The sequence below is a fragment of the Acidocella sp. genome, from assembly GCF_027352905.1.
Lineage (GTDB): Bacteria > Pseudomonadota > Alphaproteobacteria > Acetobacterales > Acetobacteraceae > Acidocella.
The window spans coordinates 168,774-181,816 of record NZ_DAIEIF010000013.1; the positions used below are offsets into that span (position 1 = coordinate 168,774).

15 protein-coding genes are annotated in these 13,043 nt (G+C 67.4%); 10 read left to right on the forward strand and 5 right to left on the reverse strand.

Features of this window, described 5'->3' with window-relative positions:
* Positions 1–21 precede the first annotated feature (21 nt).
* From M7H45_RS01850 to M7H45_RS01865, 4 genes are read left to right on the forward strand one after another with little or no spacing between them, the layout of a single operon-like run.
* Positions 22–1,530 carry a xylulokinase gene (locus tag M7H45_RS01850; RefSeq protein ID WP_298214130.1) on the forward strand — a complete coding sequence of 503 codons (1,509 nt, stop codon included), beginning with the start codon at positions 22–24 and terminating at the stop codon, positions 1,528–1,530.
* 1 nt (position 1,531) lies between these two features.
* Complete coding sequence (locus M7H45_RS01855; protein ID WP_298214132.1) at positions 1,532–2,224, forward strand: urease subunit beta; 693 nt, start codon at positions 1,532–1,534, stop codon at positions 2,222–2,224.
* Between the two features lie 3 nt (positions 2,225–2,227).
* Positions 2,228–3,934, forward strand: a complete 1,707-nt coding sequence (gene ureC / locus M7H45_RS01860) for an urease subunit alpha (RefSeq protein WP_298214134.1) — start codon at positions 2,228–2,230, stop codon at positions 3,932–3,934.
* Positions 3,931–4,683 (forward strand): urease accessory protein UreD, encoded by a 753-nt coding sequence (locus tag M7H45_RS01865; protein ID WP_298214136.1) that lies wholly within the window; start codon positions 3,931–3,933, stop codon positions 4,681–4,683. Before ureC ends, M7H45_RS01865 begins: the two co-directional genes overlap by 4 nt.
* Here the strand turns inward: M7H45_RS01865 and M7H45_RS01870 are convergent.
* The 3 genes from M7H45_RS01870 to M7H45_RS01880 form a co-directional block, all read right to left on the reverse strand.
* Positions 4,667–4,900 (reverse strand): hypothetical protein, encoded by a 234-nt coding sequence (locus M7H45_RS01870; RefSeq protein WP_298214138.1) that lies wholly within the window; start codon positions 4,898–4,900, stop codon positions 4,667–4,669. The two genes, M7H45_RS01865 and M7H45_RS01870, sit on opposite strands and share 17 nt — an antisense overlap.
* A gap of 112 nt (positions 4,901–5,012) precedes the next feature.
* Positions 5,013–6,440, reverse strand: coding sequence for an aldehyde dehydrogenase family protein (locus M7H45_RS01875; protein ID WP_298214140.1), 1,428 nt, complete (start codon positions 6,438–6,440; stop codon positions 5,013–5,015).
* 80 nt (positions 6,441–6,520) lie between these two features.
* Positions 6,521–7,537: a site-specific DNA-methyltransferase gene (locus M7H45_RS01880; protein ID WP_298214159.1), complete on the reverse strand. Its 1,017-nt coding sequence runs from the start codon at positions 7,535–7,537 to the stop codon at positions 6,521–6,523.
* A 267-nt stretch (positions 7,538–7,804) separates the two neighbouring features.
* On the opposite strand from M7H45_RS01880, the gene M7H45_RS01885 reads away from it, so the two are divergent.
* Genes M7H45_RS01885 through eno form a run of 6 tightly spaced genes read left to right on the forward strand, consistent with a single transcriptional unit; the run spans position 7,805 to position 11,559 of the window.
* Positions 7,805–8,122, forward strand: coding sequence for an AtpZ/AtpI family protein (locus M7H45_RS01885; protein ID WP_298214142.1), 318 nt, complete (start codon positions 7,805–7,807; stop codon positions 8,120–8,122).
* A gap of 23 nt (positions 8,123–8,145) precedes the next feature.
* Positions 8,146–8,898 carry a F0F1 ATP synthase subunit A gene (locus M7H45_RS01890; protein ID WP_298214144.1) on the forward strand — a complete coding sequence of 251 codons (753 nt, stop codon included), beginning with the start codon at positions 8,146–8,148 and terminating at the stop codon, positions 8,896–8,898.
* Positions 8,899–8,935: 37 nt separating this feature from the next.
* Entirely contained in the window at positions 8,936–9,172 is a 237-nt protein-coding gene (locus M7H45_RS01895; protein WP_298214146.1) for an ATP synthase subunit C family protein, read from the forward strand.
* Position 9,173: 1 nt separating this feature from the next.
* Positions 9,174–9,743, forward strand: a complete 570-nt coding sequence (locus tag M7H45_RS01900; RefSeq protein WP_298214148.1) for a F0F1 ATP synthase subunit B — start codon at positions 9,174–9,176, stop codon at positions 9,741–9,743.
* A 3-nt stretch (positions 9,744–9,746) separates the two neighbouring features.
* The gene (locus M7H45_RS01905; protein WP_298214150.1) at positions 9,747–10,259 is read left to right on the forward strand and encodes a F0F1 ATP synthase subunit B; all 513 of its coding nucleotides are present in this window, start codon (positions 9,747–9,749) and stop codon (positions 10,257–10,259) included.
* 22 nt (positions 10,260–10,281) lie between these two features.
* Complete coding sequence (eno, locus tag M7H45_RS01910; RefSeq protein WP_298214152.1) at positions 10,282–11,559, forward strand: phosphopyruvate hydratase; 1,278 nt, start codon at positions 10,282–10,284, stop codon at positions 11,557–11,559.
* A gap of 193 nt (positions 11,560–11,752) precedes the next feature.
* On the opposite strand, the gene M7H45_RS01915 is transcribed toward eno, so the two are convergent.
* Complete coding sequence (locus M7H45_RS01915) at positions 11,753–12,130, reverse strand: 6-carboxytetrahydropterin synthase (protein ID WP_298214153.1); 378 nt, start codon at positions 12,128–12,130, stop codon at positions 11,753–11,755.
* Complete coding sequence (gene queE / locus M7H45_RS01920) at positions 12,130–12,762, reverse strand: 7-carboxy-7-deazaguanine synthase (RefSeq protein ID WP_298214155.1); 633 nt, start codon at positions 12,760–12,762, stop codon at positions 12,130–12,132. The genes M7H45_RS01915 and queE overlap by 1 nt, the downstream gene beginning before the upstream one ends.
* Between the last annotated feature and the right edge of the window lie 281 nt (positions 12,763–13,043).

Here is a 13,043-nt window from a genome sequence, read left to right on the forward strand (position 1 = left end):
CGAAGGCGCGCGGAGATTGGCTTGGCTGAAACCTACCTGCTCGGGATCGATCTTGGCGCCGGCAGCCTCAAGGCGACGCTGATCACGCCCGATGGCGCGATCAAGGCGGAGGCGGCGGCGCCGGTTTCCACCGCCATGCGCCATTTCGGCTGGGCGGAGCAGGATCCGGCGGAATGGTTCGCCGCCCTCTGCCAGGCGGTCAGGGGCGTTCTCTCCCAGCATGGGGTGGAGGCGGGGCGGATCGCGGGCATTGGCCTCTCCGCCGGGGCGCATATCCCCGTCCTCACCGACGGGGAGGGCACCGTGCTGCGCCCGGCGATCATGTGGAGCGACCAGCGCGCCGCCGCCGAGGCCGAGGCCCTGCATGAGCGGGCGGGGGCGGAAATCGTCGCCACCGCGCTCAACCGGGTCAACCCGACCTGGACGCTGGCGATGCTCGCCTGGCTGAGGACGCATGAGCCGGAGGTGATGGCGCGCGCCCGGCGGCTCTATCTCGCCAAGGATTTCCTGCGCTCCTGCCTCACCGGCACCTGGGAGACCGATTATGCGGACGCGATCGGCACCCTGCTGGCCGATGACCGCACCAAAAGTTGGTCGCCCGAGATGGCGCGGCTGATCGGCCTCGATATGGCGATTCTGCCGCCGATCGTGCCGCCGGAGCAGGTGGTGGGCGGGGTGACGGAAAAGGCGGCCGCCCGCACCGGCCTCAAGCCCGGCACGCCGGTCGTGTGCGGCTCCAACGACACCACGGTGGAGTTTTTCGGTGTCGGCGGCAACGCGCCCGGCATTGGCGGGGTCAAGCTGGCCACGGCGGGGGTCCTCTTCCTCGCCACGCGCGGACCGGCGGTGCATCCGCCCGTCTCCTGCTATCCGCATATCATTCCCGGCCTTTATTACACCGCCACCGGCACCAATAGCTGCGCCTCGGCGCATCGCTGGGTGCGGGATTTGATGTTCGCGGAAGGCGGGTTCGAGGCGATGGACGCGCTGGCCAGCGCCGCGCCGCGCGGGGCGGAGGGGCTGCTCTTCCACCCATATCTCCAGGGCGAGCGCGCCCCTTATTGGGACCCGCTGCTGCGGGCGGATTTCATTGGCATGACCATGGCCCATGGCAAGATGCATTTCGCCCGCGCCGTGTATGAGGGCATCGCCTTCTCGATCCGTGATCTGCTGGAGGCGGCGCGCGCCCTGGGGCTGGAGTTCGGCCCCATCCGGCTGATGGGCGGCGGGGCGCGCAGCGCCTGCTGGCGGCGGATCATCGCGGATGTGACGGGGCTGGTCATCGAGCGCACGGAGGCGGGTGACGCCTCCTTCGGGGCGGCGCTGGTGGCGGGCATCGGCGCCGGGCTGTTCAGCGGACCGGAGGCGGCGGCGGCGCGCTGCGTGCGGCTCAAGGATGTCACCCGCCCCGAGGCGGAGGGGGTGGCGTTCTATGCCCGGCTGTTCGAGATCTACAAGGAGGCGCAGGCGGCGCTGGCCGGAATCGATCACCGGCTGCACGCGCTGGTGGCCGCGCCGGCGGAGGCGTGACATGAATCTTTCCCCCACCGAACTCGAACGGCTGACAATCTTCACCGCGGCGGAGCATGCGCGGCGGTTGCGGGCGCGCGGCATCCGGCTTTCCCACCCCGAGGCGGTGGCGCTGATCGCCGATGAGATGCTGCTCGCCGCCCGCGCCGGCATGGAATATGAGGCGATCGTGGATATGGCGGCGGGGCTGCTCACGGCGGCGGAGGTCGAGCCGGGCGTGCCCAGCCTGGCCGAATTCATCGCCGTCGAGGCGAATTTCCCGGAAGGCACCAAGCTCGTTATCGTCTTCCGCCCCATCGCCGGCGGGCTGGAAGCGGAGGGGGAGGAGATCCCGGGCGAGATCATCACCCCGGCGGGGGAGATCAAGCTCAACGCCGGGCGGGAGCGCGTCGAGATCGAGGTGCTCAACACCGGCGACCGCGACATCCAGGTGCGCAGCCACGCCCATTTCTTCGAGACCAACCCCGCCCTGCGCTTCGACCGCGCCGCCGCGTTCGGCTTCCGGCTGGATGTGCCCTCGGGGGCGGGGATGCGCTTCGAGCCCGGCATCGCCCGCAAGGTGAGGCTGGTGGCGATGGCGGGGACGCGCATCGTCCAGGGCCAGGCCGGACTCACCGGCGGGCGGCTGGACGACCCGGCGGTGAAGGCGGCGGCGCTGACGGCGGCGCGCGACGGCGGCTATCAGGGGAGCTGAGCCATGGCGAGGATGAGCCGCGCCGATTACGCCGCCACCTTCGGCCCCACCACCGGGGATATGGTGCGGCTCGGCGATACCGGGTTGCTCGCCGAGATCGAGCGTGACTACACGGTTTATGGCGATGAGCTGACCACCGGCGCGGGCAAGGCGATGCGCGATGGCGAGGGTTTCCAGACCACCGGCACGGCGGCCTCCGGCGCGCTGGACGCGGTGGTGCAGAACGCCACCATCCTCGACGCCGTTCTCGGGATCATCAAGGCCGATATCGGCATTCGCGACGGCCGCATCGCCGGGATCGGCAAGGCGGGCAACCCGGACATCATGGCCGGGGTGGACCCCGCGCTGCGCTGCGGCCCCAACACCGCCGTGCATCATGGCGAGGCCTATATCATCACCGCCGGGGCGGTGGAGAGCCATGCCCATTTCCTCTGCCCCCAGCAGAGCGAGCAGGCGATGGCGGGCGGCATCACCACCATCATCGGCATGTCCCCCGGCCCGTATTTCGACGTCAGCTGTTCCGGCCCCGCCATTCTCGGCCAGATGCTGCAGGCGGCTGAATTCTCGCCGCTCAATTTCGGCTTTCTCGGGCGCGGCTGCTCCGACCCCGGCGCGGTCGAGGAATCGGTGGCGGGCGGGGCGCTGGGGGTGAAGATCCATGAGGATTTCGGCGCCTCGCCCGCGGTGCTCGAAGGCTGCCTCGCCGCCGCGGACCGGCATGATTTCAGCGTCTGCCTGCATACCGACACGATCAACGAATACGGGTTCTGCGAGGATACGCTGCGCGCCATTGGCGGGCGCTCCATCCATATGTTCCATACGGAGGGTGCCGGCGGCGGCCACGCCCCGGATCTGCTGCGGGTGAACGGCCACGCCAACGTGCTGCCCGGCTCGACCAACCCCACCAACCCGTTCACCGCCTACGCCCTGCATGAGGGGCTGCCGATGACCATGCTGGCGCATGCGATGAACTGGCGGCTGGCGGAGGATCTCGCCTTCGCCGAATCCCGGGTGCGGCCGCAGACCATGGCGGCGGAGGATCTGCTGCACGACATGGGCGCGATCTCTATTTTCTCCACCGACAGCCAGGGCATGGGGCGGCTCGCGGAGAACACCGCCAAATGCTGGCAGCTCGCCAGCGTGATGAAGGCGCGGCTGGGCCGGCTGCAGGAGGAGACCACCGCGCGCGCCGATAATGAGCGGATCAAGCGCTATCTCGCCAAGCTCACCCTCAACCCGGCGATCGCGGCGGGCATCGCCGCCCATGTCGGCAGTTTGCAACCTGGCCGGATGGCCGATCTCATCTTCTGGCCCCGCGCCAGTTTCGGCATCAAGCCCCGCGTGGTGATGAAAAGCGGTTTCATCATCTGGGCCAGTTGCGGCGATGCCAATGGCAGCATGATGGAGAGCGAACCCAATCTTCAGCGGCCGATGTGGGGGAGCCTGGGCGGCTCCCCGGCGCGGCTGGGGGTAAATTTCGTCTCCCGCCTCGCCATCGAGGCCGGCCGGCAGCGCCAGCTCGGGCTGGGCAAGGCGTTCGTGCCCATCGCCAGCACGCGCGGTCTGGGCAAGGCGGATATGGTCCATAACACCGCCCTGCCGGTCATCGAGGTGGATAGCGAGACCTTCGAGGTCCGCGCCGATGGAAGGCTGCTGAGCGGCCCGCCCGCGCGGCGGGTACCGCTCAACCGCGCCTATATGCTCAGGTGAATCCCCAGCTCGACCTGCATTTCGCCCGGGACGGGGCCGGGCGGAGCCTGCTGACGCGCCGCCGCGCCGGCTACCCTTTCGGCCTCGCCGCGCCATTGCGCGGGCCGCGGGGCGGGGCGGTGGTGATGCTGCAATCCATCTCGGGCGGGCTTTATGGCGGCGAGCGGCTAGGCCAGCGCCTGGTGCTGGCGGAAGGGGCCGATGTGCGGCTGATCCAGCCCGCCGCCACCCCGGTGCGCCGCCAGGGGGAGGCGGCGGCGGCGCGGCAGAGCATCACGCTGGAGACCGGCGCGGGGGCGCGGCTCATCTACGCCACGCGGCCCCTCATCCTGCTGCCGGGGGCGGCGCTCATTCAGGATTGGGAGGTCGTGCTGGCGCCAGGGGCGCGCCTGCTATTCTGGGAGGGGTTCGCCGCCCACGCGCCGGGCAAGGCGGCGGCGGCGTGGCGGCTGGCCGGGCGGGTCAGCATCCGCGCGCCGGGGGGCAGGCTGCTGGCGGCGGAGCGGATGACGGCGCGGAGCGGGGATGCGGCCTGTGCTTACGGGGCCTTCGGCAAGATCTGGTGCCTGGGCGGCGGCCCGCCGCGCGAGCCCCCGCCTGTGCCATCCGCCGGGATTTATTGCGGCGTGAGCGCGCTGCCGGGCGGAGCGGGGTATGTCATCGCCCTCGCGGCGCGGGAAGGCGGCAGGCTGGCCGACGCCCTCGAGAGTCTGGCGGGCTGGGCCGAGGCCCTCATACCAGCGGGCTGAGGACGATCCGCCGCCCCTGGCCGGTGACGCTGGCGATGCGCCCGCCCTCCGTGCCGCTCAACATCACCATATCCCCTTCCGCCATTAGATCGGCGGCGTCGGCGAAATAGCCGGGATGCGCCGCCTCGGTCAGATTGTCGTTGCCCGCCTTGTAGTGCCAGAGGGTGAAACCGTTGGCATAGGCAAGGACCGAGAGATTGCGGAGGGTGAATGACATAGGCGGGTTCCTTTCATCGCTTACTTAAGGTTGTATCCGATGATAGGCTTATATTCCTACATGCAGAACATAACAAGAACAAAATGCGCTTGCCCGCAAAAATAATTGGTCCTTAATTTCCGTATCCCACGATCCCCTTGATTTCCAGGAAATCATTGAGGGCGAAATCGGCGTATTCGCGCCCATTGCCGGATTGCTTATAGCCGCCGAAGGGGGCGTAAAAATCGGAATCCGGGTAGTTCAGATAGACCGAGCCCGCGCGCATCTCAGCCGCCACGGCGCGCACCTGATCCATATTCTTGCCCTGGACATAAGCGGCGAGGCCGTAAACCGTGTCGTTGGCGATCTCGATCGCTTCCTCCACCGTGTCATAGGGGATGATGGAGAGCACGGGGCCGAAAATCTCCTCCTGCTCGATGGTCATGCCCGGGCGGACATTGCCGAATACGGTGGGCTTGACGAAATAGCCCTTGTTCAGCCCATCCGGCCGGCCGAGACCGCCGCAGGCGAGGGTGGCGCCCTCATCGATGCCCGCCTTGATCAGCCGCTGCACCTTGTCCCATTGCGCCTGGCTCACCAGCGGGCCCAGCATCGTGCCCTCCGCGAAGGCCGGCCCCACCACCTGCTTGCGCGCCTCATCGGCCGCGATCTCCACCGCCTCGTCATGCAGGCCGTGCGGCACGAGCATGCGGGTCGCGGCGTCGCAGGATTGGCCGGTATTGATGAAACACGCGCCGATGCCCTTGCGCACCGCATCTTCGAGGTCGACATCCGGCAGGAGAATGTTAGCGGATTTGCCGCCCAGCTCCTGGCAGACGCGCTTGACCGTCGCCGCCGCCTCCCGCGCCACGATCACCCCGGCGCGGGTGGAGCCGGTGAAGGAGACCATGTCCACATCCGGATGCCCGGCCATCACCTGCCCGACCTCCGGCCCGGTGCCATTGACGAGGTTGAACACGCCCTTCGGCACGCCCGCCTCGTGCATCACCTCCGCGAAGATCAGCGCGTTGACCGGCGCGATCTCGGAGGGTTTGAGGACCATGGTGCAGCCCGCCGCCAGCGCCGGGGCGACCTTGCAGACGATCTGGTTGAGCGGCCAGTTCCAGGGAGTGATGAGGCCGCACACGCCGATCGGCTCCTTCACCACCAGAGTGGTGCCCCGCGTCTCGCTGAACTCGAATGTCTTGAACGTCTCGATCAGCGCGATGAAATGCTGCTGACCGACCCAGGCCTGCGCCTCCTTGGCGAAGGCGATGGGCGCGCCCATCTCGCGCGCGCAGGCCTCGGCGATGTCGTCATAGCGCTTGTTGTAAACCGCGAGGCAGGTTTCGAGCAGATCCAGCCGCTCCTTGCGGGAGGTGTGGGAAAACGCTTTGAAGGCGGCCTTCGCGGCGGCGACCGCCTTGTCCACATCGGCGCGGGAGCCGCCGGAGATCTCGGTGAACACATCCTCGGTCGAGGGGTCGATGACCGGGATGCGGTTGGGTACCGCCGGGTCCACCCAGGCGCCGTCGATGTAGAATTTCAGATGGTCGGGCATGATGCGTCTCCTCGGATGAGGGCGGGATCATACGCCTCCCGCCCGCGATCCGCTTGACATTGGAGCGCAGGGCGGCGCCCTCAACCCTCCGGCTGGCTTTCCTTGCGCAGCACGTCCAGCGGCAGCAACTCGCCGTTCCGCTCGAAATGCCAGAATATCCAGCCATTGCAGGAGGGAGCGTTCTGCACCGCCGCGCCGACACGGTGGATGGAGCCGCGCAGCCCGCCGCTGACCAGCCCGCCCTCGGCTGTCACCTCGGCGGCGAAGCGGCGCTGGCGGTCCACCACCCGCGCGCCGGGGCGGATCAGCCCGCGCTCGACCAGGCTGCCGAAGGCGATGCGCGGCGCGTCGCGTCCGGCGGGGGGTGCCACCACCGCGTTGCGAGGCGCGCGCGCCTCGGCGCGCAACCGGCCCCAGGCGGCCTCCACATAGGCTGGGTGGCGCTCGATGCCGATGAAATGCCGGTGCAGCCGCTTCGCCACCGCCGCCGTGGTGCCGGTGCCGAGAAACGGGTCGAGGATGACATCCCCCGGCGCGGTCGCGGCCATGATGACGCGGTGGAGCAGCGCCTCCGGCTTTTGCGTCGGGTGGAGTTTGAGCCCGTGCGCGTTGCGCAGCCGCTCCGCCCCGGTGCAGAGCGGCAGCGTCCAGTCCGAGCGCATCTGCACCTCGTCATTGAGCGATTTCATCGCCTGGTAATTTAATTTATAGCGGCTCTGCTGGCTGCGGGCCGCCCAGATCATCGTCTCATGGGCGTTGGTGAAGCGCCGGCCGCGGAAATTGGGCATGGGGTTGGATTTGCGCCAGATCACGTCGTTGAGGATCCAGAAGCCGAGATCCTGCATGATCGCCCCGATGCGGAAGATGTTGTGATAGGAGCCGATGACCCAGATCGTCCCGTCCTTGGCCAGCACGCGGCGGCATTCGCCGAGCCAGTCCCGGGTGAAGGCGTCATAGGCGGGAAAATCGGCGAATTTGTCCCAGTCCTCGTCCACCCCCTCTACCAGGCTGTCATCCGGGCGGCGCAGCTCGCCGCGCAATTGCAGATTATAGGGCGGGTCCGCGAATACGCATTGCACCGAGGCGTCGGGCAGCATGCGCAGCGTGGCGGCGGCGTCGCCCAGCAAAATCTGATCCAGCGGCAATTCGCGCGGCACTTCCACGGGCAAGGCGGGTCCTCAACGGTAACAAGCAGCGGGGGATTTTGTGACGGCACAATCGTTGCCGCGTCAACCGCGCTGATGCGGCGCCAAGACAGGGAAGGCTCATGCATTATACCGCTTATTCATTCTTGACAGTATTGGGGGGGGAGGATAGCAACCGGCGCACCCTTCCGGCGGAGGTTCCGCAGGAGACAGGCGAGCATGAGCGAAGGCCCCGAGAAGCCGGCGTTTGAGGCGAGGTTACAGGCAGCGGAAGACGCGGCCCGGCCCGCGCGGCGGGAACCGGGGCGGAGCGAGGCGGGTTCGGCGCGGCGCGCCATCGAACTCGCGATGCGGCTCGGGGTGGAGATGGTGGCCGCGATGGTCATCGCCGTGGGGATCGGCTGGGGGCTGGATAAGCTTCTGCACACGACCCCCTGGCTGATGATCCTCATGGTCCCGGTGGGTTTGGCGGCGGGCCTGCGCAATCTGATGCGGGCCGGGGCGACGGATGACAGGGCGCCGCGCGAGCGGCGGTGACGGCGGCGGGGCAGGGAAGACACATGGCGGGACCATCGATCGACGCGCTTGGACAATTCACCCTCACCCCCGGTCTGGGTCCGGTGGGCCGCGCCCTCGGCTTCACCAATTCCAACGAGGCCATGCTGGCCTCCGCGCTCATCATCATCGGGCTGTTCGCCGCTGGCTTGAGCGCCCGCGCCCTGGTGCCGGGGCGCCTGCAATCGCTGGTCGAGATGCTCTACGAATTCGTGCATAATATGTGCGTGGATACGATCGGCGAGGAAGGCCGGCGCTTCTTCCCGCTGGTCTTCACAATTTTCAGCTTCATCCTGCTCGGCAATCTTCTTGGGCTGTTCCCCTATTTCTTCGCCTTCACCTCGCATATCGCGGTGACGCTGGCGCTGGCGCTGTTTGTCTTCCTGTTCTCGACCGGGGTGGGGTTCTATACGCACGGGCTCGGCTTTCTGCGCTTCTTCGTGCCGGCGGGCGTGCCTGGCTGGCTGCTGCCCCTGCTCATCCCCATCGAAATCATCTCCTATCTATCGCGCCCTGTTTCGCTCTCCGTGCGTCTCTTCGCCAACATGACCGCCGGGCACGTGATGTGGGAGGTCTTCGCTGGCTTCATGCTCATGCTCACCGCCGGGCTGGGCGTGCTGGGCGCCATCGCCGCCATCATCCCGCTGGGGCTGAACGTAGCGCTCGCCGCGCTGGAATTACTGGTGGCCGGGCTGCAAGCCTATGTGTTCGCCATCCTCACCTGCCTGTATCTGCACGATGCCGTGCATATGCACTGACCTCTAAAACAGCCCCCTCTACGGAAAGGAAAGTCACATGGATCCTCAGTCTGCCGCGCTGCTCGCCAAGGATATCGGCGCGGGTCTCGCCACCATCGGCGTCGCCGGCGCGGGCGTGGGTATCGGCAATCTGTTCGGCGCGTTCGTCTCCGCCACGGGCCGCAACCCGGCGGCGCGCGACAATATGTTCCGCGACGTTCTGCTCGGCTTCGCGCTGACGGAGGCCGTGGCGCTCTACGCGCTGGTCATCGCGCTGGTCATCCTGTTCACTTAAGATGCGCCGGCTCAGCACCGCCCTGCTGCTGGCGCTCGCCCCCTCCGCCGCGCTGGCGGAGGGCAAGATGCCGCAGATGGATTTCTCCAACCCGCTCACCGGCGACCAGGTGGGGTGGATGGTGGTTATTCTGGTGGTGCTCTACCTGGCGCTCTCCCGCTGGGGGCTGCCGCAGGTCGGCAAGGTGCTGGAGGATCGCGCGGCCGCCATCGCCCGCGATCTCGCCGCGGCGCGCGCCGCCAAGCTGGAGGCGGACCGCGCCGTGTCGCTCTTGAACGCGACGCTGGCGGCGGCGCGGGCCAATGCCCAGGCCGAGGTGGCCGAGGCCGTGGCCCAGGCGAAGGCCAAGGCTGCCGCCCAGGCGGCGGAGCTGAACGCCCGCATGGAGGCCAAGCTCGCGGAGGCGGAAGCGCGGATCGAGGCGGCGCGGACCGCCGCCCTGGCCGCCATCAAGCCCGTGGCGGCCGAGGCGGCGCAGGAGATGCTGCGCCGGCTCATCGGCGCGGCCCCGCCCGCCGATGAACTCGCCCGCGAGGTAGATGCGGCGCTGGTGGCGCGAAAGGCGGCCTGACCGATGCAATACGAAGCGTTTCATCTCAATTTTTGGCAGCACGGCACCTTCTGGGTTCTTGTCGCCCTGGTGATCTTTGCGTTCCTCGCGGGCCGGAGGGTATGGCTGGTCATCGCCGGAATGCTCGATGCCCGCGCCCAGGCTGTGCGGACGGCGCTTGACGAGGCGGCCCAGTTGAAGGCGGAGGCAGAGGCCATGCTGGCCGAGACCAAGCGCAAACAGGCCCAGGCGGAGGAGGACGCCAAGCGGATTCTCGCGACCGCCCATGCCGAGGCGGAACGCCTGGCCCAAGACCTCGCCGCCGAGGCGGAGGCCGCCGCGCGGCGGCGTGAGCGCATGGCGATGGAGCGGATCGCCGCCGCCGAGGGCGCGGCGGTAAAGGAGGTCCGCGCCGCGGCGATCGATGTGGCGACAGCGGCGGCCACCGCGATCCTGCGCGGCCCCGCCGGCGCCCAAGCGGAGCCGACGCTGATCGACCACGCTCTCGCCGCCTTGCCAGGCGCGCTGCGCGGCTGATTTTTCTCGAAGAGGATCCGTTATGACCGCCATCGCCGATATCGTCGCCCGCGAGATTCTCGACAGCCGGGGCAACCCGACAGTGGAGGTGGATGTGCTGCTCGAATCCGGCGCGTTCGGCCGCGCCGCCGTTCCTTCCGGGGCGTCCACCGGCGCGCATGAGGCGGTGGAGCTGCGCGATGGCGATAAGAGCCGCTATGGCGGCAAGGGCGTGCTGCGGGCGGTGGAGGCTATCGAGGGTGAGATTCTCGACGCGATCGGCGGGCTCGACGCCGAGGACCAGATCGGCATCGACAATATCCTCATCGACCTGGATGGCACCCCTAACAAGGCGCGGCTGGGCGCGAACGCGATCCTCGGCGTCTCCCTGGCCCTGGCCAAGGCCGCCGCCGCCGATAATGGCATGCCACTCTACCGCTATATCGGCGGGGTGTTCGCCCGTACCCTGCCAGTGCCGATGATGAACATCGTCAATGGCGGCAAGCACGCGGACAATCCCATCGACATCCAGGAATTCATGATCCAGCCGGTGGGCGCCGCCTCCATCGCCGAGGCGGTGCGCATCGGCGCGGAGATTTTCGCCACGCTGAAGAAGAGCCTGCACGAGGCCGGGCACAACACCAATGTTGGCGATGAGGGCGGTTTCGCCCCCAATCTCAAATCCGCCGATGAGGCGCTGGGCTTCATCGCCCGGGCCTGCGAGGCGGCTGGCTACCGGCCGGGCGAGGACATCACCTTCGCGCTCGACTGCGCCTCCACCGAGTTTTTCAAGGATGGGATCTACCATCTCGAGGGCGAGGATAAGCGCTTCGATGCCGGGCAGATGGTCGATTACCTCGCCGGTCTCTGCGCCCGCTATCCCATCGCCTCCATCGAGGATGGCTGCGCGGAAGATGACTGGTCCGGCTGGAAGCCCCTCACCGAGCGCCTGGGCGCGAAGGTGCAGCTCGTGGGCGATGACCTCTTCGTCACCAACCCGGTGCGCCTCACGCGCGGCATCGAGGCCGGCACCGCCAATTCCATCCTGGTCAAGGTCAACCAGATCGGCACCCTCACCGAAACACTCGAAGCGGTCGAAATCGCCCATCGCGCCGGCTATACCGCCGTGATGTCCCACCGCTCCGGCGAAACCGAGGATGCGACGATCGCCGACCTCGCGGTCGCCACCAATTGCGGCCAGATCAAAACCGGCTCCCTCGCCCGCTCAGACCGCACGGCCAAATACAACCAGCTGATGCGCATCGAGGACGAGCTTGGCCTCACCGCCCGCTATAACGGCCCCGCCCTGCGCCGCAGCTAGAGCCTGATAAGGAATTCAAATTATTAAAAATTTTTGCGGGGCTTGGGGAGCTTTTTATAAAAAGCTCCCCAAGAGTCTGGCCCTTTTTTGTAAAAAAGGGCCAGGCCCCAAAAAACTTTTGAAAATTATCCTCAGTGTTTTTGTAGAGACGGTTAAAGCAATCTCTCAGCGCCAAGGCTCTGGCCCCAGCACCTCATTCCCCAGGCCGTGACGGCCCGAAATAGCTGCACGTATCGCCCTCGCTGTCACGATACACGCTCACCCGCGCCAGCCCCGGGCAATCCCCCTCCAGCCTGCCCCAAATCCAGCTCGCGAGATTCTCCAGCGTCGCCGGGCCCAAATCCGCGATCTCATCCAAGAACTGATGGTCCAGCGCCTCGCGCACCTCGCTGATGCTGCGCGCGAAATAGCCCAAATCAATCAACATGCCGCTGCGCGCGTCAGGCTCGCCCCGCAACACCACCTCGGCGCGGTATGAATGCCCATGAATCCGCCGGCTCGGCTCGGCATCTATGGTCCGCCGCAACGTATGCGCCGCCTCAAAACGGAATTGCTTTCTCAGTTCATGCATTAAGGAATACCCAGATATTTATGTGTTTGCAGTGAAAGCCTCCAGCGCGGATTGGCCAGGCAGAACGCCACCGCCGCCGCGGTATTGGCCTCGCGCGCCGGCCCATCCATCGGCTGCAACAGAAAATGTTTGAAATCCAGCGCCTCGAACCGCGCCGGCGGCGCCGCCTGCTGCGGAAACACCAGCTTCAGCTCATCACCCCCGCGCACCGCCAGCGGCGCAGCCGCCTTCGGGCTCACGCAGAGCCAGTCTATCCCCTCCGGCGGCGCCAGCGTGCCGTTGCTCTCCGCGGCAATGCGAAACCCCCGCGCGTGCAGCGCCGCGGTCAACGCGGCATCAACCTGCAAAAACGGCTCCCCGCCGGTCAGCACCACCAGCCGCTCCGCCGCCCCGCCCCGCCAGGCCGCCTCAACCGCCCCGGCCAGCGCCTGCGCATCGCCAAAGCGCCCGCCCCCCGGCCCGTCCGTGCCGATGAAATCCGTGTCGCAAAACGTGCAAACCGCCGCGGCGCGGTCCTCCTCGCGGCCGGACCACAGGTTACAGCCCGCGAAACGGCAGAACACGGCCGCCCTTCCGGCCTGCAAACCTTCGCCCTGCAGGGTAAGGAATATCTCCTTCACCGCGTAACTCATCACCCAATCCTCAATCTGGCGCCCGCGCCAAACCGCGCGGCAACAATCCGCGCCTCTATCATCGACCCGGGCAAAACTGGCAAGCCGTCACCCTTCGCAAAATTCCTTCATTGCAGCGCGACATGAAAACCCGGTAGACTAGGAGTCGTGGTGAAGAAACACTCACGGCACTAGCGCTAGAGTTGTCTCCACCCGTTTGGACCATCCCTGGATCAGGAGACTCCCATGCCGAGCCTCGCTCTTTCCTTCGACAATCCCTCGGTCGCCAACCCGCTCGACCT

Excerpts from the sequence above, each read along its gene's own strand:
- M7H45_RS01855 (WP_298214132.1), top strand. The coding sequence starts at position 1,532 with ATGAATCTTTCCCCCACCGAACTCGAACGGCTGACAATCTTCACCGCG.
- ureC (WP_298214134.1), top strand. The coding sequence starts at position 2,228 with ATGGCGAGGATGAGCCGCGCCGATTACGCCGCCACCTTCGGCCCCACC.
- M7H45_RS01870 (WP_298214138.1), bottom strand. The coding sequence starts at position 4,900 with ATGTCATTCACCCTCCGCAATCTCTCGGTCCTTGCCTATGCCAACGGT.
- M7H45_RS01875 (WP_298214140.1), bottom strand. The coding sequence starts at position 6,440 with ATGCCCGACCATCTGAAATTCTACATCGACGGCGCCTGGGTGGACCCG.
- M7H45_RS01880 (WP_298214159.1), bottom strand. The coding sequence starts at position 7,537 with ATGCTGCCCGACGCCTCGGTGCAATGCGTATTCGCGGACCCGCCCTAT.
- M7H45_RS01885 (WP_298214142.1), top strand. The coding sequence starts at position 7,805 with ATGAGCGAAGGCCCCGAGAAGCCGGCGTTTGAGGCGAGGTTACAGGCA.
- M7H45_RS01890 (WP_298214144.1), top strand. The coding sequence starts at position 8,146 with ATGGCGGGACCATCGATCGACGCGCTTGGACAATTCACCCTCACCCCC.
- M7H45_RS01895 (WP_298214146.1), top strand. The coding sequence starts at position 8,936 with ATGGATCCTCAGTCTGCCGCGCTGCTCGCCAAGGATATCGGCGCGGGT.
- M7H45_RS01900 (WP_298214148.1), top strand. The coding sequence starts at position 9,174 with ATGCGCCGGCTCAGCACCGCCCTGCTGCTGGCGCTCGCCCCCTCCGCC.
- M7H45_RS01905 (WP_298214150.1), top strand. The coding sequence starts at position 9,747 with ATGCAATACGAAGCGTTTCATCTCAATTTTTGGCAGCACGGCACCTTC.
- eno (WP_298214152.1), top strand. The coding sequence starts at position 10,282 with ATGACCGCCATCGCCGATATCGTCGCCCGCGAGATTCTCGACAGCCGG.
- M7H45_RS01915 (WP_298214153.1), bottom strand. The coding sequence starts at position 12,130 with ATGCATGAACTGAGAAAGCAATTCCGTTTTGAGGCGGCGCATACGTTG.
- queE (WP_298214155.1), bottom strand. The coding sequence starts at position 12,762 with ATGAGTTACGCGGTGAAGGAGATATTCCTTACCCTGCAGGGCGAAGGT.